Source organism: Micromonospora sp. NPDC048930, assembly GCF_043197935.1.
Classification (GTDB): domain Bacteria; phylum Actinomycetota; class Actinomycetes; order Mycobacteriales; family Micromonosporaceae; genus Micromonospora.
In genome coordinates, this window is sequence record NZ_JBICUB010000004.1 from 1 (window position 1) to 22,602 (window position 22,602).

30 protein-coding genes are annotated in these 22,602 nt (G+C 72.8%); 1 reads left to right on the forward strand and 29 read right to left on the reverse strand.

Annotation, left to right across the window (positions count from 1 at the left end; genetic code table 11):
* Positions 1-178 precede the first annotated feature (178 nt).
* Both ACGFI9_RS12070 and ACGFI9_RS12075 read right to left on the reverse strand, forming a co-directional pair.
* Positions 179-538, reverse strand: a complete 360-nt coding sequence (locus ACGFI9_RS12070; protein WP_393177899.1) for a hypothetical protein — start codon at positions 536-538, stop codon at positions 179-181.
* Positions 531-761, reverse strand: coding sequence for a hypothetical protein (locus tag ACGFI9_RS12075; RefSeq protein WP_393177901.1), 231 nt, complete (start codon positions 759-761; stop codon positions 531-533). Before ACGFI9_RS12075 ends, ACGFI9_RS12070 begins: the two co-directional genes overlap by 8 nt.
* 27 nt (positions 762-788) lie before the next feature.
* Between ACGFI9_RS12075 and ACGFI9_RS12080 the strand changes: the two genes are divergently transcribed.
* Complete coding sequence (locus tag ACGFI9_RS12080; protein ID WP_393177903.1) at positions 789-1,106, forward strand: hypothetical protein; 318 nt, start codon at positions 789-791, stop codon at positions 1,104-1,106.
* A gap of 9 nt (positions 1,107-1,115) precedes the next feature.
* Here ACGFI9_RS12080 and ACGFI9_RS12085 read toward each other — a convergent pair whose 3' ends face one another.
* From ACGFI9_RS12085 to ACGFI9_RS12215, 27 genes are all read right to left on the reverse strand, one after another.
* Positions 1,116-1,559 (reverse strand): hypothetical protein, encoded by a 444-nt coding sequence (locus tag ACGFI9_RS12085; protein ID WP_393177905.1) that lies wholly within the window; start codon positions 1,557-1,559, stop codon positions 1,116-1,118.
* 1 nt (position 1,560) lies between these two features.
* Positions 1,561-2,484 carry a hypothetical protein gene (locus tag ACGFI9_RS12090; protein WP_393177907.1) on the reverse strand — a complete coding sequence of 308 codons (924 nt, stop codon included), beginning with the start codon at positions 2,482-2,484 and terminating at the stop codon, positions 1,561-1,563.
* A complete protein-coding gene (locus ACGFI9_RS12095) occupies positions 2,481-2,732 on the reverse strand; it encodes a hypothetical protein (RefSeq protein WP_393177909.1) in 252 nt (83 codons plus the stop codon). The genes ACGFI9_RS12090 and ACGFI9_RS12095 overlap by 4 nt, the downstream gene beginning before the upstream one ends.
* Before the next feature lie 23 nt (positions 2,733-2,755).
* Positions 2,756-3,313 carry a hypothetical protein gene (locus ACGFI9_RS12100; RefSeq protein WP_393177911.1) on the reverse strand — a complete coding sequence of 186 codons (558 nt, stop codon included), beginning with the start codon at positions 3,311-3,313 and terminating at the stop codon, positions 2,756-2,758.
* A gap of 10 nt (positions 3,314-3,323) precedes the next feature.
* A complete protein-coding gene (locus ACGFI9_RS12105; RefSeq protein WP_393177913.1) occupies positions 3,324-5,291 on the reverse strand; it encodes a hypothetical protein in 1,968 nt (655 codons plus the stop codon).
* Positions 5,291-7,345 (reverse strand): hypothetical protein, encoded by a 2,055-nt coding sequence (locus ACGFI9_RS12110; RefSeq protein WP_393177915.1) that lies wholly within the window; start codon positions 7,343-7,345, stop codon positions 5,291-5,293. Before ACGFI9_RS12110 ends, ACGFI9_RS12105 begins: the two co-directional genes overlap by 1 nt.
* A 158-nt stretch (positions 7,346-7,503) precedes the next feature.
* A complete protein-coding gene (locus tag ACGFI9_RS12115) occupies positions 7,504-7,872 on the reverse strand; it encodes a hypothetical protein (RefSeq protein WP_393177917.1) in 369 nt (122 codons plus the stop codon).
* A gap of 3 nt (positions 7,873-7,875) precedes the next feature.
* Positions 7,876-8,433 carry a hypothetical protein gene (locus ACGFI9_RS12120; RefSeq protein WP_393177919.1) on the reverse strand — a complete coding sequence of 186 codons (558 nt, stop codon included), beginning with the start codon at positions 8,431-8,433 and terminating at the stop codon, positions 7,876-7,878.
* Complete coding sequence (locus ACGFI9_RS12125) at positions 8,424-8,876, reverse strand: AAA family ATPase (protein WP_393177921.1); 453 nt, start codon at positions 8,874-8,876, stop codon at positions 8,424-8,426. The genes ACGFI9_RS12120 and ACGFI9_RS12125 overlap by 10 nt, the downstream gene beginning before the upstream one ends.
* Positions 8,877-9,905, reverse strand: coding sequence for a phage tail tube protein (locus tag ACGFI9_RS12130; RefSeq protein ID WP_393177923.1), 1,029 nt, complete (start codon positions 9,903-9,905; stop codon positions 8,877-8,879).
* Positions 9,898-10,161: a hypothetical protein gene (locus ACGFI9_RS12135; protein ID WP_393177925.1), complete on the reverse strand. Its 264-nt coding sequence runs from the start codon at positions 10,159-10,161 to the stop codon at positions 9,898-9,900. The genes ACGFI9_RS12130 and ACGFI9_RS12135 overlap by 8 nt, the downstream gene beginning before the upstream one ends.
* A gap of 17 nt (positions 10,162-10,178) precedes the next feature.
* Positions 10,179-10,658 carry a hypothetical protein gene (locus ACGFI9_RS12140; protein WP_393177928.1) on the reverse strand — a complete coding sequence of 160 codons (480 nt, stop codon included), beginning with the start codon at positions 10,656-10,658 and terminating at the stop codon, positions 10,179-10,181.
* Positions 10,658-11,188 carry a hypothetical protein gene (locus tag ACGFI9_RS12145; RefSeq protein WP_393177930.1) on the reverse strand — a complete coding sequence of 177 codons (531 nt, stop codon included), beginning with the start codon at positions 11,186-11,188 and terminating at the stop codon, positions 10,658-10,660. The genes ACGFI9_RS12140 and ACGFI9_RS12145 overlap by 1 nt, the downstream gene beginning before the upstream one ends.
* Positions 11,189-11,225: 37 nt before the next feature.
* A complete protein-coding gene (locus tag ACGFI9_RS12150; protein ID WP_393177932.1) occupies positions 11,226-11,693 on the reverse strand; it encodes a hypothetical protein in 468 nt (155 codons plus the stop codon).
* Between the two features lie 90 nt (positions 11,694-11,783).
* Complete coding sequence (locus tag ACGFI9_RS12155; protein WP_393177934.1) at positions 11,784-13,319, reverse strand: phage major capsid protein; 1,536 nt, start codon at positions 13,317-13,319, stop codon at positions 11,784-11,786.
* A gap of 130 nt (positions 13,320-13,449) precedes the next feature.
* Positions 13,450-14,172, reverse strand: coding sequence for an HK97 family phage prohead protease (locus ACGFI9_RS12160; RefSeq protein WP_393177936.1), 723 nt, complete (start codon positions 14,170-14,172; stop codon positions 13,450-13,452).
* Positions 14,156-15,373, reverse strand: a complete 1,218-nt coding sequence (locus tag ACGFI9_RS12165) for a phage portal protein (RefSeq protein WP_393177938.1) — start codon at positions 15,371-15,373, stop codon at positions 14,156-14,158. The genes ACGFI9_RS12160 and ACGFI9_RS12165 overlap by 17 nt, the downstream gene beginning before the upstream one ends.
* Positions 15,370-15,570, reverse strand: coding sequence for a hypothetical protein (locus ACGFI9_RS12170; protein WP_393177940.1), 201 nt, complete (start codon positions 15,568-15,570; stop codon positions 15,370-15,372). Before ACGFI9_RS12170 ends, ACGFI9_RS12165 begins: the two co-directional genes overlap by 4 nt.
* 11 nt (positions 15,571-15,581) lie before the next feature.
* Positions 15,582-17,156, reverse strand: a complete 1,575-nt coding sequence (locus ACGFI9_RS12175) for a hypothetical protein (protein WP_393177942.1) — start codon at positions 17,154-17,156, stop codon at positions 15,582-15,584.
* Positions 17,143-17,736, reverse strand: a complete 594-nt coding sequence (locus ACGFI9_RS12180; RefSeq protein WP_393177944.1) for a helix-turn-helix domain-containing protein — start codon at positions 17,734-17,736, stop codon at positions 17,143-17,145. The genes ACGFI9_RS12175 and ACGFI9_RS12180 overlap by 14 nt, the downstream gene beginning before the upstream one ends.
* A 116-nt stretch (positions 17,737-17,852) precedes the next feature.
* A complete protein-coding gene (locus ACGFI9_RS12185; protein ID WP_393177946.1) occupies positions 17,853-18,167 on the reverse strand; it encodes a hypothetical protein in 315 nt (104 codons plus the stop codon).
* Positions 18,168-18,324: 157 nt separating this feature from the next.
* A complete protein-coding gene (locus ACGFI9_RS12190) occupies positions 18,325-19,503 on the reverse strand; it encodes a hypothetical protein (protein ID WP_393177948.1) in 1,179 nt (392 codons plus the stop codon).
* Positions 19,500-19,652 (reverse strand): hypothetical protein, encoded by a 153-nt coding sequence (locus ACGFI9_RS12195; RefSeq protein ID WP_393177950.1) that lies wholly within the window; start codon positions 19,650-19,652, stop codon positions 19,500-19,502. Before ACGFI9_RS12195 ends, ACGFI9_RS12190 begins: the two co-directional genes overlap by 4 nt.
* A gap of 38 nt (positions 19,653-19,690) precedes the next feature.
* Entirely contained in the window at positions 19,691-20,920 is a 1,230-nt protein-coding gene (locus ACGFI9_RS12200; RefSeq protein ID WP_393177952.1) for a hypothetical protein, read from the reverse strand.
* Positions 20,921-21,038: 118 nt separating this feature from the next.
* Entirely contained in the window at positions 21,039-21,509 is a 471-nt protein-coding gene (locus ACGFI9_RS12205) for a hypothetical protein (protein ID WP_393177954.1), read from the reverse strand.
* Positions 21,502-21,948 carry a hypothetical protein gene (locus tag ACGFI9_RS12210; protein ID WP_393177956.1) on the reverse strand — a complete coding sequence of 149 codons (447 nt, stop codon included), beginning with the start codon at positions 21,946-21,948 and terminating at the stop codon, positions 21,502-21,504. The genes ACGFI9_RS12205 and ACGFI9_RS12210 overlap by 8 nt, the downstream gene beginning before the upstream one ends.
* Entirely contained in the window at positions 21,945-22,598 is a 654-nt protein-coding gene (locus ACGFI9_RS12215; RefSeq protein ID WP_393177958.1) for a hypothetical protein, read from the reverse strand. The genes ACGFI9_RS12210 and ACGFI9_RS12215 overlap by 4 nt, the downstream gene beginning before the upstream one ends.
* Positions 22,599-22,602: the final 4 nt, after the last annotated feature.

A 22,602-nucleotide genomic window follows, 5' to 3' on the forward strand; every position in this document is an offset into this window, starting at 1 on the left:
AGGCCGGCCAGGGTGCGGCGGCCGCCCGGCACGCCCGGGCCCTGCTGACCGCCCCCGGGACCCCCCCCCCCCCCCCCCCCCCCCCCAAAACCCCCCCCCCCCCCCCCCCCCGGGGCCCCCCCCCCCCCGCCCCCCCCCCGGGGGGGGGCCCCCCGCTTCTCATCGCCGCGCGGCGATCCTACCGGGGTGGCCGCATGCTCCCGTCGCTGCCGAGCACCCGCACCCGCTCACCGGGCCGCGCGTACACCGGCTGACCGGTCGACAGGCCCAGGCTCAGCAGCAGCCGGCCGACGAAGCGGGCCAGCTGCGCCGGTCCGCTGGCGCCGGCGCGGCGCTCCAGCCACCGGCCGGCCTCGTAGATCCCGTAGCCGAGGATCACGCCCAGTGCGGCGGCGATCTGCGGCTCAGTGACCTCCAGGCCGAAGGTTTCGTGCAGCCAGGCCGCGACTGGCGCGCCGATGACGAGGACCCTGGCGGCGAGGTAGCCGAGCAGGTAGGGCCAGGCCGTCCGGATGCGGGCAGCGATACGGTCAGACACCCTGGCCGTCCTCGCTGAACGTCAGGGTGTACGGCCGGCCCACTTCGAACCGGTCGGCCACCTCGCCCTTCAGGCCCATGGTCAGGGACAGGCCCGGGGTCCAGCGCGCCCACTCCTTGTTGCGGCCGTCGTTGTAGTCGGGGGCGAACGTGACGACGACCTGCCGGTCGTCGCCCTCGCCGGACTCCTGCTTGCTCTGGCACACGATCTTTGCGGTGATCATGTTTACCTCCTGGGTTACGGTCGTCGGATGGTGCAGGTGAACAAGCTCCCGGCGCGGGAGCGGCTGGTGCTGGCCGAGCTGTCCGGCGTCGCTGGCCGGTACGGCATCGGCACCGACCGGGACGCGCCCCGGGGCGAGGCGATCGCCGCGGTGCGGGCGGTGACCACCGACCCGAGGCTGCTTGGCATCGAGGCAGGGACTGCGATGGCCGACCCGCGCGGCTTGAGTGGGCCGACCGTCGAGCTGCTGAAGGCAGCCGGCGCGGACATGGCGGTGGCCGCCGAGCACGCGGCCGAGGTGCGGGAGCGCCACGAGCGGATCGGTATCCGCTACGACCTGGAGTAGCGGCCCCGGTCAGCGAGTGGCGGCAGGCCCACCAGATGCGGCGGCCTGCCCGTGGGCGATCAGCGATTTCAGGTCGGTCACCTCAGCGACGCGGGCCGCCAGCTCGGCCTCCTTCGCGGCGAGCTGCGCGCGGAGCTGGGTAGCCTCACCGCGCGCCCGGTCTCGCTCGCCGCGTACCGTCGCTAGTTCCGCGAGCAGCTCCCGCTCCCGCGCCTCTTGCGCGTCGAGGCGCTTCCGCAGCCCGTCCACCTCGGTGCGGAGCCGGTCCACGTCGGCGAGGGCGTCCGCGAGTTCCTTGTCCATGCGGATCATCAGCCGCTCGGCGATGTTGGTCTCCAGGTCGGCGAGGGTGGCGCGACGCTGCCGACGTCCCAGCCACAGCCCGCTCAGGGTGCCGGCCAGGGCGGACCCGGCAGTGATGGTGGTGCCGACGACCGCCGGGTCCCAGCCCACGTCAGTCCACCATCCGCCCGGCGAGTTCGTCGGCGACGTCCTTGGCCAGCTGCGGTGGGATCGCCTCGGCGATCGCCTGCGGGGTGAGCACCGCGAGCAGCGCCGGCGCGAGCTGCGCGGCCAGCTGCTGCTCGTCGACCAGGTCCCTGCCGGCCATTGCCGCCAGGTCCGCCCGGACGGCGGCGAGCTGCGCACCGAGCTGCTTCAGGCCGGGCACCGCGCCACCCCTCCCCCAGACCTGCTTGATCAGCGCGTCGTCCTGGTCGGCAAGGGTCCGCAGCCAGAACGCGTTCGCGTTGCCCGGCTCCACCGCCATCGCCACGAGGGCCCGGCGCAGTTCCTCGATCTGTCGGGACAGGCTTTCGGCGTCGGCCATGGTGATGCCTCCATTGATGAGTCCGATGGTGGTCAGGTAACGGCGCTTCACCGCCGTCAGATCGCGGCCCGCCTTCGTGGCGTCGCGGAAGTAGCTCTCGTGTGTGTGCCCAAGGTGTGAAGAGTCGCCCGAGCTACGGATCCCGAGGCGGTCCCAGCGCCGAACGACCTTGCCGTCAGGCGAGTAGATGACCTCGCGGATGTCCCGGGTGTCCGGCGTGCCGGCCGCGCATTGGGCGACCAGCCAGCGGGAGTAGTGCGGCAGGTCGAAGCTGCCCTTCGGAGTGGTGACGCGGAAGTACCCGACGTCGAGGGCTGACGCAAAGTCGCACAGCCCGTCCCGGTCCCGCTGCGACTCGTCCACCGAGTAGTCGTCGGAGTCGACGCGGTCCTCGCCGCAGTGGTAGCCGCCGCGGTGGCTGGCGTCGCCGACGATGCCGACCTCGGCGGGGTCCAGATCCGTGGGGTAGGCCGTGCTGTTCTCGTGGATGTCGAGGTGGTCGAGCAGCAGCCGGCGGGCAGCCAGCAGGTTGGCCGGCGCCCGGGTCACTGGGGCTCCGCCCCGGTCGGCGTGACGTCACGCGAGATCGTCCACATCTTCGTGGCACTGTCGAGCCGGAGGTCCGGTGAGGCGTCGATCGCGTCGACCAGGGCCTGCAGAGCGGCCGTCGCGGCGGTGTCGCTGGTCATCGAGTAGTCGACGCTGAAGACGAACGAAGACGCCGCGCCGGTCGGTAGGTGGGTGAGATAGATCATCGCCTGGCTGGGAGATTCGGGCGTCGGGCTGCTGAAGGGCATTGCGGTTTCCTCTCTGGGAGTGGTCAGAGACGCATCCAGGCGACGCTCATGGACGAGGCGGCCGCGCCGCCGGCCACCGTGGCCAGGGCGCCCCCGCTGTTTTGGAAGGCTCCAAGCTCGACGTAGTCACCCTCGGCGAGACGCATGAGCCATGGGCGGGCCGGGACCCGGGTAGCGGTGGCACCGACTGTGACGGCCATAAGCATCACGTCGCTGCCGTCGACGACAGCTCCGTTGAGCAGCCAGGCGCAGCCGCGGGCGTTCGTGACGTTCTGCGAGAAGCCAACACCGCCGCCGAGCAGGTAGAGGCCCGGGTAGCGGCAGGTGTAGCGGCTGGTGTTGGTGACGGTGGAGTGGCCGCCGATACCGTCCGGGTCGGTGTCCTCCACCTCGGTCGTGAAGGTCACCGCCGTGAAGGTCCCGCCGCTCGGAATCGACTGGGCAACGGTCTGGACCAGGCGGGCGGCGGGCCGGTTCATCAGGAACGTGAGCGGGTCGCGGAGGGATGCGTTCAGGTTGGTCGAGTTGAGGGCGTCGACGCCGTTGGTCCAGCTGGCCTTGGTCTGGGGTACGGCGGGCACTGCGACCTCCTCAGTAGGCGATGATGGCGGTGTTGGAGACCAGGTCCCCGACCATCGGGCAGGACGGGGCGCTGCCGGCGGTGGCGCCGAGCACCGGGCTGGTGGTGAGCGTCATTTCGCGCTTCTCCACGCCGACCTCGTCCGGCGCGAAGCCCTCCACGATCAGGTGCCGGGCCTCCGGCGGGATCGTGGCCGGGCCGCCGGTGATCTGGATCCGGTCGCCGATGTCCAGGGCGAGCAGCTGGGCGCGTTCGGCGGCGGTGCGCGGCAGCAGGTCAATGACCAGCTGCGGGCAGCGCATGCGCGGCGTCTTGTAGGCGGTCACGGTCCAGGTGGCGCGGTTGCTGAGGTCCGCGTCGACCGCGGTCTCCAGGCTTGCGGTGTCGCTGCCGACGCCGTACCGGCTGATCGACGCCGCGTCGGTACGCCGCGTGGAGCCGCCGCCGGCCTGCGACACGGTGACGTCGTTGATCGGGGCGTCCTCGCGGAACCGCAGTCCCCGCGACAGCCACTCGTACGGGATTTGCAGCGCGACCAACTGGTTGTAGCGGGCCGCCCGCGGCCGCAGTCGGATCTTTCCCGGCCCGGTCACGAACAGCCGGCCGCTTTCGGTGGTGGCCGCGGACCGCATCGCGGTGGTGGGCTTGGTCCGGGCGAGGCGGGCACGCTGCATCGGTGTCGCCGCTGCGGCGTCGATGGTGAGGTCGGCTGTCGGCACGCCGGCGTACCCGGCGAGGGTGGTGAGCCGCTCGACCACGGTCTGGCGCTCCAGGCCGCGGTAGCCGTGCGCGTACTGCGCCAGGTGCATGGCCCGGGTCATCGTGCTGGCGGCCGGGCCGACCCGCACCTGCACGTGGGCGATGCCGCCCGCCCAGGCGAAGCCCATGTTCAGCGTGTCGAACACCATCGGCGCCGCCGGCGGGGTGACGGTGGTGGACACCGCCACGTCCGCGCCCACGTAGAGCTCCAGCAGGCCGGTGGACAGCGTGAAGCGGGTAGTGCACAGCCGCCAGGTGTGCCGCTCGTACTCGCGTCCCGCGTTCAGGTTGGCCGTCGCGCCCAGGCCCGTGTGGTAGACGCTGGCGCCGTTGTAGAAGGTCGATCCGCTGACGAAGTCTTTGCCGAGGGCCAGCAAGACGGTGGGGTTCGCTGCCTGGATGCGGACCGTGTAGCCCTGGGGCTCCACGGACCCCGGGGCCATGTTGTAGTCCTGCAGCTGCACCCAGGCGGACAGGGCGATCGTGTCGGTCAGCCCGGCGGTGATCGCGATCGGCGCGGACAGGTAGGCGTCGGCGAACAGCGACAGGCCGCCGGCGTCTCCCACCGGGGCCCACCGCAGATAGGTGGCGTCGTCACCGGGCGGGCCGGTCATGCCGGGTTGGATGAGCTCGCCCGGCTCCGCGGGGATCGGGGCGTCCGCCCAGCCCTGCGCGATGCGGGCCGCGATCCGCTCCGTGAGGTACGAGGTGGCCTGCTCGGCGCTGGGGTCCCACAGCGGGAACCACTCGACCAGGTTGCCGGCCGGCGTGGTGCGGATGTGCTCGCCGAGCGTCGACGTGAACGCCGGCGCGGTGTCGAGCCGGCCAAGCCAGTCCACGGCCGTCAGGGTCACCATCTGCTCGACGCCCACGTCCGCCCAGTCCGTCAGGTCGAGCGGCTGCGTGTAGCCGGTGAACCGGACGTAGTCGACGCCGAGGACGGTCTCGACCAGGCGGCACTTGCGGCGCTGCCCCCACCACGACGCGTACGGCGAGGTGGGGTTGCCCGGGGTGAGCGCGTGGTCCTGGTTGTCCAGCAGCGCGGTGAGCGTGGACCCCTGCACGTCGTCGCGCTCGGAGCCGGCACCGCGGCGGATCGCCACCGGCCGGGTGCCCGTGCCGGTGGTGCGGACCCGGGAGGTCAGGTTCACCCAGACCGGCACCGCCGCGTCCGGATCCGCGCTGGAGACCTCGAAGCGCCAGCTGTCGTAGGCGGCCATCAGGCGGCCGCCGGAATGCCGAAGACCGCGTCCAGGGTGCCGAGCCCGGACCGGTTTGCGTGCCGGGTGACCTGCTCGGCGATCACCGACCCGTCCGGGTACTGCAGGATCGCCCGCAGCGTTACCTCGAGCGGGCCGCCGCCGGCGGCCGCGGCGGCCGCCGCACCACCAGCGCCGGCGGCCGCGGCGCCGCCGGAGGGCATCACCCCGGTGCGGTTGAGCTCGTCCAGTCCGCCCGGGCCGAACGCGGCCAGCAGCGCCTGGTGGCCGCGGCCGGTGGCCACCCACTCGTCCGAGGCCAGGATCCGCGGCTGCGTGTCCACGCCGGCCGGGCCGCCGCCGCCGACCGGGCCGCCGCTCGACATGCCCCGGAAGGAGTTGCCGCCGATGCCGGTCACCTCCGTGTACGGCTTGCCGAACCGGCGGAGGTTCTGATCGATGTAGATCTGGATGCGCTCGCCGTCGGCCTTGCGGAGCTCGGCCACCATCTCCTGGATGCGCTTCTTGGACAGGCCGGCCTTGTCGGCCGCCGAGATCAGGTCGGCGATGAAACCCTCGCGCATCCGGGCGCCGGCGGCGGCCGCCGCCTCGGCGCTCTGGCCCTCGGCCAGGGCGCGCTGCTCGGCGGCCTTGCCGGCCCGCTGCGACTCGGTGATCAGCGACTCGATCACTCGCAGGTTCGCGCGACCTTTCTCGCTGTTCTCGTCCAGGCTGGTGCCGTTGTGCTGCACCGAGTCCGACAGCTCCGCCAGCCCGTCCTTGAAATCGAGGGTGGACATCCGCACGCCCTGCTCGGCGCTCGCGAGGGTGTCCAGCTTGTTGGCCTGGTCGAGCGCGGCCTTGGCGGCCCGCTCGTGCTCCTTGGCCAGGTCTTCCATCTCGCCGCCGAGCAGCCCGGCGTCGGCCATCAGGCCGAGGAACTTCTGGTCGACCCAGTCCGCGGCGTCCCCGACCAGGGGTATGTCGTTGGTCAGCTCCCGCACCACGCCGGTCACCTGCTGGGTGCCGCCGATCAGCCCCTCGTACACAAACGCCAGGCCGGCGATCGTGTTGCCGAAGCCCTTGATCGCCTCGCCTGCCAGGTCGAGCACTGTCACCAGGGCGAGGATCTCGCCATCGCGGCCCTTGGCGACGGACGAGAAGAAGTCGCTGATGTCGTCGCCCAGCTCGGGCAGCTCCCGGCCGAGGACTCTCAGCATCGGCCCCGAGGCGCGCAGGGCGTCCTCCAGCCCGGGGCCCATCCGCTCGACCATCTCGGCGGCCCCGTCGACGACCTCCTCCAGCACGGGCGCGAGGTCGGCCAGTTCGTCCTTGGTCTGCCCGAGCAGGTTGCCGGCTGCCTGCTCCAGCCGCTCGATTGACCGCACCGTCGGGCCGGCGTAGTCCCCGCCGAGCGCGTTGGCCAGTTGCTGCTTCAGCCGGCCGCCGACGCCGCCGATCGCCTCGGCCACCGCTGGGTCCTGGAGCGCGGCGGCGATGCCCACGCCGATCCCGGCGGCGCCGATCCCGCTGACCACTGCGGCGCCCACCGTGGCCCCGAGCAGAGGTGCGGCGACGGTCGCCCCGCCGACCAGGGCGCCGGCGATGCCGGCCTGCGCCTGGGGCGGCAGGTTGGCCACCGAGTCACCGAGGATCCCGGCGACCTTGCCGGTGACCTTCGTGCTGACCTTGTCGACCGAGTCGAGCAGTCGGGCACCGAACCTGGAGGTGTGCTTGTCGACGTCCTCGTCCAGGTGCTCGGTCTTGATCAGCGGCGCGTCCAGCTGGTCGCGGAGCTTGAGCATCACGGACAGCTCGCGCTGCTGCTTGGACAGCTGCTTGAACAGGCCGCGGTCGCCGGTGCGGTCGAATTCCTCGGACAGCTTCTTGATCGCCGCCTCGGTCTTGGCGATCTCACCGGTCAGTTTGCCGGCGCCGCCGGCGGCGCCCCGCAGATGGTCGTCGGCCTTGTCGGCCTTGTCGGCGACCCGGTCCAGGCCGTCCGCGGTGTCCTTCAGCACCCGCTTGGCGGAGCGGTCCTCACCGAGGACGTCGAGCTGCAACGGCTTCGCCACGATCGATCACCCCCCGCGCTGCTGCTGTCGGCGTGCCTGGTGGTAGTCGCGGATCCACTCGATGCGCTGCTCGATCTGGTCCCACGTGTACCGGTCGTGCTCGATGTGCCAGGGCCGGATCCCGAAGTAGTGCTCCAGGTCCGGCCCGTACGCGGCGATCAGGGCTGCGGGGTCGGGCCCTCGCTCGGGAGGGCCCCAGAATTTCCCTCGCCGTCCTCGCCCCCAGGCTGCTGCTCGGGCTCGTCCTCGGCGTTCGGGTCGTCCAGGCTCCACGCCAGCAGGTCGAAGTCCAGCTCGCTGTAGCGGACGTTGACGCCGGCGCGGCGCAGCGCCACCCAGGTCAGCGCCGCCTTGCCCTCCGGGTTGCCCTCGCGCAGCGCCTTGTGCATGTCGGACCGGTTCATCCCGGCGACCTTGTAGAGCGCGGTCGCCTCGGACACCTTCCAGGTGCTGGAGTCGTACACCAGCGGGTCCGGCGCGCCGAGACGCTCGCGGTCCTCGGCGGACAGGATGATGTGCAGCTGCACGGGCTACCCTCTCTCGATCTTGTTGACCACGGCGGTGATCGCCTCGTCGATGCGCTGACGGAACGTCCGGATGCCTTTCTGGATCGGCGGCCAGAACCAGGACCCGCCGACCTGGGTCACCCACATCTCGGTGTCGCCGAACACCGGGTGCCGCCAGCCCTTGGGCTTGTCCAGGTTGCGCGGCATGTTCTGCTGGCCGGCCGGCAGCTTCTCGGGCTTGGCGATGAACCGCACCCGGGCCTTGCCGGTGCTCTTCAGCTCCAGGGCGAGGCTGCGGGCCACCCTGTCCCGCAGCCCGGTCGACCGCTTGTTCGGCCGGTACCGCACCTGCACCTGCCGGACGGTGCCGTCGTCGCCGGTGACCCGCTTCACCCCGTAGCCATAGAACCGGCGCCCGGAGACGCGCAGGCCGCGGACCTCGGCGCGCTGGTCGTCGAGGATCTCCTGTCCGGCGGCCCTCATCCCTCGCATCAGCTCCCGGCGCAGGTCCGTCCGGTCGGCCTCCCGGCACAGCTGGGCCGCCCGGCGGAACTTCTCGCCGCCTTCCACCTTCACCCGCACGCCGGCACCTCCTCGGTGAGGACCTGGTCGCCGGCGCGGGGCCGGTACCCGGCCAGCCAGCGGACGATCAGCGCCCGGGTGCGCGAGCGGTGCGGCCGGGCGGCCGCGCGGCGCATCAGCGTCGCCGCCGGCGGGACCAGCACCACCACCGCGGTGGCGTCGACCAGGTCCGCGATGCGCTGCCGCTCGGCAGCCGACGCCGCGCAGCGGATCACCCACGCCCGCGCGGCCGGATCCCGGCCCACCGCGGCGGCGAGCTGCCACCAGTGCTCCTGCGCCGCCTGCCAGTACCGGTCCTCGTGATGCCAGCGCCGCGGCGATCCGAGCCGCCGGGCCAGGTCGTCGGAGTCCACCACCAGGTCGCCCGGGCGGGCCCGGGCCGCCGCGTAGGTGTTCTTGCCGGCGCACGGCGGACCGCACACCAGCACCACCTGGCGCCCCATCTACAGGGTGGAGTCGGTGGACTCGTACTCGATCTGCACGGCCGGGTGGGTGCCGGCCGGGTCACCGTACGCGCGGAAGGTGGTGCCGGCCGCGATGATGTCCGGCCCGGACAAACCAGGCGAGCCGGTCAGCAGCTTGGTCTGCGGGTAGGTGATCCGCAGCACCGGGAACTGGCCGGTGCCCAGGTCCGTCTTGCCGGTCCAGGTGAACTGCAGCGCGGTGGTGGTGTGCGCCGAGAACAGGGTGTGCAGCTGCGCCCGGTCGGCGAACTCCACGTCCAGCTCCCCGGTGTAGGAGCGCATCGCGTTCTCGATCTGCTCGGCCTTGATGCCGTTCGCGCCGGCGAACACCCGGTCGGTGGCCAGCCCCAGGGCGAACGCGAGGCTGATCCCGCGCAGGCCCTTGATGGCGGTGCCGCCGGCGATCGTGGTCCGGCCGGTCGCGGTGGTGGCCGTGCCGCCGATCGTCGCGGTGAACCCGGCCCAGGACCAGATTTCCCACCCGGTCGGGTACGTGTCCACCGCCAGCGCCGTGGCGGTGTCCTCGTCCCACATGTCCAGGTCGGCCGACAGCGTCAGCAGCCCGCCGCGGGCGCACGCAAACGTCGCGTTGGTGACCTTCGCCCCGCGGTAGGTGAACGGGTTGATCGTCGAGCTGTACGACTCGGGCAGCCCCACCTGGAAGGTCAAGCTCTTGCCGGTGAGGTCGCCGGGGGTGTGGATCTGCCGGTACACCGGGGCGGTCACGACGGTCGGCCCGGACACCGCGCCGAGGATCTGTTGCAGCAGCGGCCCGAAGCTCTTCGACCTCACGTCGGTGGTGAGCTGCGCCGTCGCGGCCCGGCCCACCACCACCGAGTCGTCGGTCATCGGGGTGGTGGCGCAGCCGCGGATGCCCTCGGACACCACCTCGCTCTTGGCGAGGGTCGGGGTGAAGCTGGTGACCGGCAGGAACCGGTCGACGGTGACAGCGGTACCGACGGTGGTCTCCGCCTTGAAACCGAGCTGCGCGCACAGGCCGCTACGCATCGTTCTTGCCCTTCCTGCTGGTCGTGGTGGTGGTCGTGGCCGTCTGCTGCTCGGCCGGCGTCGCCTGCTCGTCCGCCGGCTGCTCCGTGGCGGGCTCCACCGGCGTGCCGTCTTCGTGCTGCCAGTCGGCCCCCCAGGCGTACCGCCCCAGGAAGTCCTTGGGCACGCCCACCAGTTCGTCCGGCTCGACGACCTTGCCGAGCTTCGGCACGTGCACTCGGTCGGCGCCGATGTAGCGCAGCCGCACGATGTCCATGGCGCTGCTCCTCCCGCTCAGATGTAGACGCGGGACCACGCCCGCACGATGAACACGGCGCCGATCTGCGGCCCCGTGGTGGTCTGGATCTGCCGCCACCGCACGCTGGTGATCTCCGCTTGGAAGGTCACCGCGCCGCCGACGGTCACGTCGGCGCGCAGGTCGGCCGCGACGATGTCGAGGATCTCGGCGACGCCGGCGCGAACCGTAGCCAGGTCGGGGCCGTCCTGTTTCCACCAGATGCCGCAGACCACCTGCTCGTAGGAGTCCCGCTCGGTGGTGTTGGCGTTGGCCCACTCCTGCTCGGTGGCGCCTGCGTCCTCGCCGTCGCCGTAGTCCTCCCCGGACGCCCCGACGAACAGCTCCTTGTGGCCGGCGCTGGCCTGGTTGGTCGGCGGCCCGTCGTAGACCGCCACCTGCCGGTCCTTGAGCTGCTGATTCGCCGACCAGCGCGTGTAGAGCGCCGTGACCAGGGCGGGGAAGAACGTCTCGGGCATCACGCGAACCCGGGGAGCAGGTCGCCGGAGAGCAGCTCCGCCGCGCGCATCGGGATCGCGAACGCGATCCCCGGGACCATGACGGGCTCGTCACCGGGCATCACGCGGCCGCCGCCGCCGTGCTGGGCGTTCCACAGGTGCTGGCCGATGATCAGCGCGGCGAGCACGTACGACGTCAGAGGCGTGGCCGACCCGGCCTGGTAGACGACCGTGTACGGCCGGCCGCCGCCGGCGATCGGCAGCTTCACCGTCGCCGCGGCCTTGTCCACGGCATCGTCCTCCAGTTGGACCTGCCCGCCGTCGCTGGCGGTCACCGAGGTCACCGACACCACCGGCCGCTGGTCGAGCGCTATCCACCGGCCGGCTGGCCGGTGCTGCTCGGTGAACTCGCGCACGGTCAATGGGCCGACCTTGCCCTCCACCGCCTCGATGGCCGCGCCGAGGTGGATCGTCAGCTCCCCGTCGTCGCTGGTGTCCGTCAGCGACCGGTTGAGCTGCTTCTTCAGGTCGTCCAGCGTGGGTGCCGGCACCGCCGCCTCCTCGTCTCAGCCCCGAAGTGCCCGACAGTCAGGAGCTGGACCGGGCCGAGGCCGGCCGGCCGCCGCGGCTGGTGCCCGGCTGGCCCGGGGTGGCCGTCTCGGTCGGGGTGCGGTCTGCGGTGTCGGCGTCGGCTTCCCCGTCAGGCTCGCCCGGGCCGTCCGGGGTGGCCGTCTCGGCCGGCGCGTGGTCGGCGGTGTCGCGGCTGCCCGGCTGGGCGTCGGCGGCGAGCCGGCCGGCTGCGGCGTCGCGCAGCCGCTCGGGCAGGGCTCGGGCCATCCGGCGGGCTTCGGCCCGCTTGTTGGCCGCGTCGAGGTCCCGGAGCTCTTCGTCGGCGGTGGTGGCGTCGGCGAGCATCTGGTCGACGCGGGCGTTGACGGCCTTGGCGACACGGGCCACCTCGCCGCGGACCGCCTTGGCACGGTCCTTGTCGCCGTAGCGCTCGGCGCTGTCCAGCTCGTTGCGGTAGCCCTCCAGCTCCGCGATCAGGTCGTGCATGGTGCTCTCCCCTCGGGTCGGTCCCGGGTCCTGCTCGGTTCGGTCTGGGTGCGCCGGCACCCGCCCAGCGGCGGGTGCCGGCGGTCAGGATCAGTAGTTGGCGTTCGGGATCATGCCGGTGCCGGAGACCACGGAGATCGCCTCCGGGCGCCGGTTCGGCATGAACGCGCTGTACGCGTACACCTGGAAGCGGACCTGGAGCGTGCCGGAGAGCACCTCCTGGAGCGCCCGGGTACGCATCGCGCCCTCCCACAGGTACAGGTCGGGGAAACGCGCGACGATCGTGCGGGTCTCGTTGGTGCCGGCGCCCTTGTTGGTCGGCAGGTTGCCGTCCAGGTAGCCGGGCAGGCCCATCGAGAGCATGCCCGCCGGGCCCTCACCCGAGGCCAGGTCCTGCTGGGTGCCGGCCGGGTTCCAGCCGACCTGCGGCGGGACGATCAGCGGCCGGTTGGTGGTGTCCAGCTGCGCGGTCGCCCAGTACCAGATCGACGGCAGCACCACGGCCGCGGTCGCCGGCAGCTTCCGCAGCTTGTAGATCTTCGACGCGCCCTGCGCGAACGACGGGTACATCGCCGGCAGGGTCGGGGCCGCGTCGGTGTAGGTGACCGCGTTGATGCCGCCGACGTTGAGGATGCCCAGGTGCTGCCCGGCGGCGCCCGACCCGTCGATGACCTGGAGGTCCAGCCGCATGTTGTAGTCGGCGATCAGGTCGGCGAAGATCACCTCGTCGAACGCGATCGGCGACTGGTCCAGCAGCTGGATCGCCACGTCCTCCTGACCGGCGATGGTGCGCACCGGGGCGTTGACCGAGCTGTCGGTCATGTCCTGGCTGGTGACCGCGCCGCCGTCGGCGGTCTGCACGCCGGTGGCGGTGCCGGTGGCCACCTTCGGCAGGTTGATCGAGTCGGTGCCGGTCGGCAGGTCCATGTTGCGGCACAGGTTCGCCGTCTGGCGGCCGAACCGGGCCAGCTCGATGTACTCGTCGACCAGCCACAGCGGCGGCACAAAGTAGCCGCCCTGCCCGTCGGTGCGGTTCGGCGCGACCCGCTGCTCCTGGCCGCGCTCGAAGACGCTGGCGCGCTGCTCGGCGCTCCAGTGCCGGGCGTCCTCGATTCCCTCGAGGGCCCGCTGCGCGCGGGCCTCGCGGGCCGCCTCCCGGGCCGGCATCTCCACCTCGAGCTCGCGGGCGTGCCGCGCGAGCCGGTCCCGGGCGGCCGAGACACCGCCGTCACCGTCGCCGCGGCCCAGCTCGGCCCGGGCCATGTCCAGGAAGTACGAGTGCCGGCGGGCCTGGCGGCCGTAGGTCATCGGCTCGCTGGTGACCCGGGCGCCGCCCTGCTTGCGCTCGGTGCCGGGGCCGGTCCCGCCGACCTCCTTGTACGCCTCGGCGGCGCGCTGCTCACGCTGCTCGTCCTCCTCGGCGTCCTTGATCCGGGCGCGCAGCTGCTCGATGTCGTCGTCGAGCTTGCGGACCTCGGCGCGCTTCTCCTGCCAGGCCTTGTCCTCGGCCTCGGTGGGGGCGCGGTTCTCCTGCTCGGCGACCGCCAGGACCTTGTCCCGCTCGGCCGCGAGCGTGCTGCGCTGCTCCAGCAGCTCCTTCAGCTGCTTGCGCATGTGCTTGAGCACGAAGGCTCACCTCTCCTCGTTTGGTGGGGGATGGGCGGGCCTGCGAGCCGTTCGGGTGGTGGCCCGGGTGGTGGCCGCCGCGGTGGCGGCTCCGGCGCGGGCTCCGGCGCGTCTGGTGATGCAGGCGTTGCTAGGCCAGGCCGGCGGTGGCGCGGGCGTCCGCGTCGTCGTCGGCGGCCAGGTCGCGGTACCACGCCAGCGGGCGCCGCGAGTCGGTGGGCGGCTCGCTGCCGAGCCGCTGGCCCAGGCGCTCGTACAGGGCGCGTACGGCGTCCATGGGCAGCTGGTCGAGGTCCTGGGCGCGCAGCGCCGACTCGACCGACGTCGCGGGGTTCGCGCCGTACGTCACGACGGACACGTCACCGCGGTGGATGTTGTACTCCAGGATGTCCCGCTGGGCCCAGTCGGGCGACCACAGCTGCCGCATGACGCGGAACCGGAAGGACATCTCGGTCAGGATTTCCTCGTCGACGGCCTGCACGACGGCGCGGACGATGTCGCGCTCCCCGTTGAGGTTCGGGGCGTCCATGTGCAGGCCGGTGGTGTCCTCGGACAGCAGCAGGGCGCCGGCGGCCCGGGTTCGGGCCAGGGGCATGCCGGCGTGGTTGAGGACCAGGACGACGTCCGGGTCCTCGGACAGGGTCTTCGCGCCGGCGCCGCCGCGGACCACCTCGTCGTACTCGCCGAGCCAGTCCCACATGGTGTACGGCTCGTCATAGACGGACGCGTACCCGGTCAGCTGGTAGCGCGTGCCGCCGGTGCCGTCCTGCTTCGCGCGGACCTCGAAACGCGCGGCGTAGGTGCGCCGCTCGTGCACGCCGGTCAGCCGGCCCCGGTCAGCCTTGGTCTTCATTGCCGCCCCCGTCCTTGGTCGGGTCGTTGCTGCGGGCCGCGCCGACCGGCAGCGGCTGGTCGCCGCCGGGGATCGTGCCCTCCACGTCTTCGATGTCGCGGACCTCGTTCGGGGTGCGCCACCGGTCCCGCAGCGCCAGCGAGTGCGCCTTGTAGCGCTCCAGGGTCGTCGACTGGAGCAGGGCGTCCCGGTTGAGCTTCACGTACTGCCCGCGCGGCAGCATGCCCGTCAGGGCCCGCTCCGCCCGGTTGATCCACTTCGACAGGGCGTACACCAGCAGGTGCCGCGAGCGGCCCTCCACTGTGGAGTACGTCAGGCTGCTGCCGGTGTCGTAGCCGAGGACCTCGGCCATCCCCGGGCCGTACAGGCGGGCGCACTGCGCCTCGGTGTACTTGTTGGTCTCCAGGAACTGCGACTCGTTCGGGTTGACCTGGATCTGCTCGTACTTCCAGCCCTTGCCGAACACCACCGGCTCGCGGGTGCCGCGCACTGCCGCCAGGAAACGCTGCTTGGCGATCCGGGCGGTCGACTGCTTCATCTCGACCTCGGTGTTGACCAGCATCGCCGACGGGTGCGCGCCGTCGACGAACCACTGGAGACCGAACCGCTCGGCGGTCAGCCCCAGCCCGATGGTCGTGGCGTGGTACGCCACCGGGGACAGGCCCATCACCTGGCCCGGGGCCGGGTAGCAGCGGCGGTGCCACATGTTCTCCCGGTCGACCTCGCGGCCGTTGACCCGCCACGTCGGCAGGCCGCTGTTCAGGTCACGCCAGCCGGTCACCGTGTCCGGGTGGTACAGCGCCACCTGGGTGGGGAAGCTTTCCCGCCGGTCCCGGTCGACGATCTTGCCGTTGGCGTTGCCGCGCAGCAGCCACGACCGCAGCAGCTGGTCCAGCCAGTCCTGTACCCCGTACCCGTCACCGGCCGGGTCGAGCAGATACGACGGGGTGCGCAGGTGCGTGCGGTCCTTCTTCACCCCGCGGAACACGTCGATCGGCAGCTCGGACACCAGGCTGGCGATCAGGTCCACCGACGACCACATGGCGATCTTCTGCAGACTCGCCTCGGCCTCGGTCAGGTTCACCGCGCCGGCATAGCCGCCGGGGCCGGTCTCCAGCGGCGAGGGCAGCGGCGGGTTGCTGAACGACCCGCGCAGCTCGCCGTCGGCCGGGCGCCGGCGGCGGCCCCAGAAGACGCTCACGGGATCTGCCGATCGGCCAGCAGCAGGAACGCGCCGGCGGTGATGAACCCGGCCGGCGGGTAGATGTCCCAGGCCCCGTACGCGACCAGCAGCGCGCCGGCGGCGCCGGGCACGGACCGCACCAGGCTGCCCAGCACCTCGGCGCCCTTGACGACCAGGGCGGCGGCGCGGCGGCCGGCAACGGCGGATCGGTTCACGGTCGCCTCCCTCACCAGATGTTGTCCAGGGCGTCGTACGGCGCGGCCAGGTCCTTGTACCGCTCGAAGGTCGCCAGGGCGATCACGTCGGTCACCAGCGGAGAGATGTCCGCCCCGATGGACGGCTTGCGGCCGAGGCCCCACGCGCCGTCGCCGAGCGGCCGCGTGCGGGCGCCGATCAGCGCTGCTCGGGTGCGTGGCTCGCCGGGCTGGGACAGGGTGCCCTGGTTGACCGCGTCGGCCCACGACCCGCACGCGGCGCCGTAGTCGGTGGTCGACAGCAGCCACAGCCCGCCGCGGTGCGGTTCGGCGCCCATCGGCTTGATGCCGATGTCCCGCAGCTTCTGCTTCAGCGTGGCCGCCGGCGACCGCTCATCGATCCCCCACGCCACCGGGTTGTGCCGCTCGCGCAGCTCCTGCACCCGGCCGACGATCCAGTCCGTGCCCTCGCCGTGCGCCACCAGCTCGGTGCGGCGGATGCCGTCCGGGCGGACGCCGGCGACGGAGATCGAGGCGTGGTCGCGCAGCGGGGTGATGTCGATCGCGAACGCGACCACGTCGCCGGGGCCGGCGCTGGCCCGGTCGTCGGCGAGCAGGTCCCACGCCTCCACCGACGGCAGGTTCGGGTCGGCCTCGATGTCGTCGTCGTCGCGCGTCCAGTTCATGAACGCGCGCAGCCACTCGGCCAGCTTCGCCGGCTTCTCCTGCGCGGCCTCCAGCTCGGCCCGCATCGTCGCCGGCGTGACGGTGTGCCGCCAGCTCGGCGAGCACCGGCACACCCCGTCCACCGGGGCCGGGCAGAGCGCCGGCATGCAGCTCAGCCACACCCGGGGGTCGGTGTAGTCGGCGCCCGGCTCACCGGACCACTCGAAGTAGGCGGTGCTGGACGGCTCCCCGGACTCGACGATGGCCCGCCCGCGGTCGGTCTCATCGTTCAGCGGCACCGACTTCGACGTCCCGGCGGTGGAATACCACCACATCTGCGCCATCGGCACGGTGATCATCGCCGGGGTCCAGGCCGCCTCGATGCGGTAGTCCACCTGCGCGAAGTACTCGTCGGCCTTGCCCAGGTGCAGGGTCTTGCCGTGTCCGGCCTTCTCCGTGTTCGCCTGGAGGCTGTGGATCGAGCGGGTCTTGCGCCAGATGAACGCCTCGCGGCCGTTGGCCTTGCGGATGTGCACCCGCTTCGCCAGCGGGGACGCCTCGATCGCCGGGATCTGGTCGTCTTCCCACTTCTCCCGGGCCGCGGTGCCGTTCTGCGCCGCGTAGAGGATCCGCTGGCGCTGCCACGCCATGCCACGGTGCGCGGCCACCGGCAGGATCAGCGACGTCTTGCCCGACTGGCGAGGCACCCGCACCCCGAGCTTGCGGTAGACGAACAGGCCGGTGCGGCGGTCGACCTCCAGACCGGTGTCCGCGGAGTACCGCTGCCACGGCATCAGCGGCGTGCCCAGCGCGGCGGCGATCTTCGCGACCTTCCCGCCGTACGTCGGGTTGTCGAAGTTCCGCAGCGTCGCGTACCGGGGCGGGCAGGTCAGGCCGTAGTGGTCGTAGATCGCCTGCCGGTCGCGCTCAGTCGGGGGCATCGAGGTCGTCGAAGTCGTCTTCGTCGTCCGGGTCGTCGCTGCGCCGCGCGGCGAGCAGTTGCTCGACGGTGGCGCGCAGCTCCCGGGTCAGCAGGTGCAGCCGGGCCGCGGCGTCGCCGGTCGCGCCGTCGATCGCACCGGCGAGGCGCAGCGCGGTGGCGACCAGGGTCGGCTCCAGGTCGCCGAGCTCGCCGAGCTTGCCCACGTCGGCCCGCACCACGCGGGTCATCTCGCCCTCGCCGGCGGCGCACGTCGGGCACGGAGCCGGCTTGGCGGCGTCGCCGACGAAGAGGACCGCTTGGTCGCCGAGCAGCTCCATCGGCGTGACCTCGAGCCCGGCCGCGAGCGCGGCCAGCTCGTCCAGCGTGAAGTAGCGGGTGCGCACGCCGTCCCGCCCGGGCCGGCCGGTCTCCAGGAACCGGATCACCGTGCCGGTCAGCCCGGCCGGCGCGCCGGCCTCGGCCGCGGCGGCCGCCAGGTCCTCTCTGGACATGCCGGCACGCTCGCGCAGATCGCGGATCCGCGCGCCGATCACGTCACTGATCAGCGGCGTGATCCCGGTGGTCTGATCTTGCGTCACAGCGACCATTTCCGCAGGTCAGAGCCCCTTCGGGGAGAAAAAAAGGGAGCATGAGTGTGGGGTCCCCCGCCCCACCCCCTCAAAAGATCAACGCCCGCAATGTCCGATTCCGTTGATCACCACGGGCGGGACGTGATCAGCGGCCCGGCCACGACCACCGCGCTCTTGGTGCCCTTGCGCTGGTTGCAGTTGCGGCCACAGGTCGGGCAGGGGTTCCGCGTGTTGCCCCCGTTGCCGTGGGCCGGTCGCAGGTAGCGCGGGTTGTTCGGGTCCAGGCCCAACCGCACCAGCGTCTTGCGGGGCGGTGTGTGGTCGACCTGCCTCGCCCCTGGGTGCAGGCAGATGTGGCAGACGCCCCGGTGATCCTTGAGCACCTGGAGCCGGATGCGCCGCCACGGCCGGCCCTTCCGCCCTGCTGTACGCGCCGCCACCCGGTCACCTCCCCGGGCACGACGAACGCCCCGGACGGGGGGCCGGGGCGTTCGCCGGCCAGGGCCTCGTGGCCCCGGCTGCTGTCTGCAATCAGTAGACCGTCAGCGGGCATAGTGCACCTGCTGGCACCCATACTGAGATATCCGGCGATCATGGTCAAGCTGGTCGAGTCCGACCGCGTGTCGACCGGGCCAGGTGGCCGTCGACGTCCAGCAGTTGGTCCGCCCGGTACCACGACACGGCACCGTCGCGGCGAGGCCGGTCCAGCCGCGGGAACCCAGGCTTGGCGGCGCTGCGCCGCACCCAGTCCCACAGCTGCTCGGGCTTGATTCCCAGCTGGGTGCAGGCCCGCTCGCGGTCCCACCACAGGACACCGTCGTGGTCCCGGACGGCCCGGCCGACCCGGCGAGGCACCCGCCGCTCGGCCCAGCCGCCGTGCCCGTACACCTCGCTGCGTACCCGGGCCTCCGGGCCGCGCCGGCGGCGGTCCGCTGCCCGGACCGCGGCCCACAGCCCGTACGGGCCGGACAGCTCGCCGTAGGCCCAGGCGTGCCGGCGGCCCGGGTAGCGGATCCGCTGGCGGCAGCCGCAGCCCTCGCCGGCGCAGCGGCAGGCGTCGCTGATGCAGGACACCGTCCAGGCCCGCCGGTAGCGCTCGTCTTCCGCGCCCCGGTGCAGCAGTTCGTCTGACCCGTAGTCGAGCTCCAGCGACCGGCGGCCACACGCCGGGCACCGGTGGTCGACCGGGGCGTGGTGCTCGCCGTCTGGGGACCGGGCGGCCTCGCGGGCGATCCGGTTTGCTCGGGACAGCCGGGCGTTCACCACGGTGGCGATGGCGGCGTCGTCGAGCTGGGCGAGCACGCCGCCCGGCGGTGTCCGCCAGATCACCCCATCGCCGGTGGCGATCCAGCAGGGTGGCCCGCCGTCGAGCCAGTCCAGCGCGTCCCGCACGCCGGCGAGGCCGGCTCGGTCCCCGACGTAGCGGGCGCCCTCGGCGGCCGCGACGGTGCGGGCCACGTCCAGCACGATGCCGTGCACGGCGGCCCGGGCGTCGATCACCCCGATCCGGGCGCCCGGGCGGGACCCGGCGAGGGCGTACCGGCCGGCCGGCGCGGCGAACTGGCGTTGCCCGACGGGCACGTCGGCACCCCAGGCGTCCTGTTCGGCCCGCTCGGCGGCGATCGCCTCGTCCTGCCGGGCACGCTGGGCGTCGGTCAGTACGGGGATCGGGGCGCTGTCCCGGCCTGGCTCGACCAGATCGCCGAGCCACGACCACGCCTCGCGCAGGTCGGCGATGGTGGCGCGGATCTGCTCGACCAGCAGCACGGCGGTCACGGCGTCTCGCCGGCGAATCCGGACGGACGGCGGCCGTCGGCCCACCGCTGGGCGGTGCGCTGGTGCAGCTGCTCGGCGCAGGTGGTGACCTGGTCGAGCGGGGCGTGGCTCTTGACGGTGACGGTGATGCCGGGGCTGGTGATGGTCACCTCTGTGGGGTTGGTCGGGTCCTGGTCGTGGGTGGGGTTCAGCCATGGCGAGGGTCCTCGGGTTGCGGTGGAGTGGGCGGGGGCGAGGTCCGTGCTCGGCGGCCTCGTCTGCCCCGCTTGCGGTTCGTCGTGGTCGGGGTGGGTGGAGCGTCCGACCCGCCCCGTCCCGTCCCGACCCGACCCGGGTCCCTGCCTTTTGGAGGCTTGGGTCCTGACGGGCCGGCGGGTTCCCGGCCGGAGCCGACCGGGAGTGATCGTTGATCTTGGTTGGTGGTGCGCGGTGTGGCGGTGCCGTCGCGCTGTGCGCGGTGTCCCGGGGTCGGGGTCGCGCGGGCGGTGGTGGCGCGGTGTCCCGCCGGCGGCGGGGTCGCGCTCGCGGTGGCGCGGTGCCCCGGGGTCGGGGTCGCGCGGTGTGCCGGGCGGCTGGCGGTCGCCCGGTGGGTGGTGGGCGTGGTCCGGCCGGGTGCCGGGTCGCCGGGGGTGGCGTGGTCCGGCCGGGTGCCGGGTCGCCGGGTCGGTGCGGGCGCGGGGTCCGGCTGGTCGTCGGGTCGCGCGGGGTCGATGCGGGGTCCGCCGGGCAGGGCGGCGGGTCGCGGTCCGGTGCTCAGCGGCACCTGGTGGCCGTGGTTGGCGAGGTGCTCCACGGTGGTCTTGCCGTAGTAGGGGCTGGCGGGCGCGGGGATGGTGTGCCAGCGCTCCGGGTGGGAGTCCTTGCCGCGGCGGCCGTTGCAGTGGTTGCAGCACACCACCAGGTCGTCGGGGCCGCGGGCCGGGCGGCCCGGGTGGCGGTGGTCGTAGGTGCCGGCCAGGCCGCCGGTGCGGGCGTCCCAGTTGACGAGCCGGCCGCAGTAGCGGCAGGCGTCGCCGTCCCGGAGCCGGACCGGGACGGTGAGGAGCGGGTTGCCGTTGTCGTTCTTCCGCGTGCGCTCCCATTCGATCTCGGCCTTGAGGCGGATGTGGAACAGGTGCTCGCTGTCGTCGGCGAGCAGCCAGCCGCCGTCGATGCGGGTCCAGAAGCCGGCCCGCTCCGCCCACCCGGCTAGCCGCTGCCACTGCGGGCCGCCGTAGAGGGCCACGGTGCCGTCCGGCACGACGTAGTCCGTCTCCTGCCCGGCGGAGTAGGTGGCGCACAGCCACACCAGCCCGGCGACGGCGGGCAGGCGCAGGTCCCAGCCGTCCACGTCGTCGTCCGGGCCGCGCGCCCATGCGAGGGGGGCCAGGACGGCGGGGTGTTGGTTGCTGTTGTCGCTGGACTTCAGCCAGGCCACCCAGCCACCGCCTTAGTGATCAACATCTATGGTTCTCCCGGTAGCACTCGGCGCGGCCACCGCAATGTGGTGGCCGCGCCGAGGTTGAGCAGAGGGGACGGGCGGGCGGGCAGTGCCGCTATCCGGCTGGTCGAGATGGAGCCGGTGCTGTCAGGCTCTCGACTTTGGCCCACCACGCCGAGATCCGCTCCTCGGTCACCCAGCCCGTGCGTTTGCACGGCCGGCCCGGATGCCCGCGCTCGTGGAAGTGGGCGAGGACCTCGCGCGTCAGCTCGGTCGCCGTGGCGAGGCGCTCCCGGAGAAGGTCGTTGCTGTCGGCGATGGCCTGGGCGTCGGCGGCGTGCTGGTCGCGCTGCTCGACCAGCTGCGCCACGTCGTCGACCAGCGAGCCCAGGGCCTCCACCGGCCGCTCGCCGGTCGGACTCATCACGTCGCCGATGTCTGCAACCACCTTCGCGAGCTCGTCCCGCTCGGCGAGGGCCTGGCGCAGCGCCTCGGTCTGGCTGCGCAGGTCGTTCTCCGCCGCGTTCAGCTGCGTGTGCAGCTCGGTGTGGTGACGCCGGGAGGACAGGATCGGGCACTCAGGCATGGTTGCCCTCCTCGATCTTCGACCGCAGCACGTCCGCGGCCATCCCGATGAGCGCCGCCACGCCGGCGATGTGTCCGTCCGGGTCGGCTAGCGACGTCTCGAAGAGCGCCACGGTGGTGGCGCTGTCGTCGTTCGTGTAGGCGGCCACGAAGCGTGTCGCCCACACCTTCGGGCGAGCCTCCGCCGGCGCCTCGTCCGGGTTCATCGGCCGCCCGTCCGGGTCGGTCATCGCGATCCCGGCGAACCCCTGGCCGCGCTTCACGCCGAACCCGAACGTGGTGACCATCTGCGCGAGTGCGCAGCACAGTCCGTACACGCCCTGCGCGCCGTGCTGGTCGGCGATGCGGACGACCAGGTCGGTGGCGGCCTGGTAGTCCCGGTCGACGGCGGCACCGAGCAGCGCCTGCACCTCCTCCGCCAGTCCCTGAATGTCGCTCACTGGCTGCCGTCCCGATGCGTACCCATCACGGTGTCGTAGATCGCGAGGGCCCAGTCGGCGTCGCCGAGGGCGGTGTGGCGCAGCTCGGGCTCGCAGTGCAGGTCGAGCGCGGCCGCGAGGTCGCCGGTACGCCACGGCGGGGCGACGCTATCGCCGGTTCGGGCCAGGTAGCCGGCGGCGAGCGCGGCGACGTCGACCAGGTGGTGGTGCCAGGTCGGGGCGTGGCCGTGCGAGCGGAGGAACCGGGTCATGAACGCGGCGTCGAAGGCCGGGTTGGCGCCGACGATCGTCGCGCCGTCGAGGATCACCGCGAGCCAGCCGGCGACCGCGGTGCGGGTGGTCTCGCCGATCGGCGCGACGGGCGGCGGCGCCGGCGTGGCCGCCGATCCGATGAGCGCTGCGGGCCGGGCGATCACATACGCTCCGCAGCCGTTGCGGGAGGCGAAGTGGCGCGGGGCTCGCTCGTAGTAGCGGCCGACCCGCAGGGCGACCGGGTCAGCGTCGGTCAGGTTCGGTCGCATCATGATCTGCCAGCGGCCGCAGTACGCCGGGTCGCGGTGGTCGCGGACCACCGCGCCGATCTCCCAGATGTGGTGGCGGTCCGGGTCCAGGCCGCTGGTCTCCAGGTCCAGCGCCACGATCGTGGTCACCTCG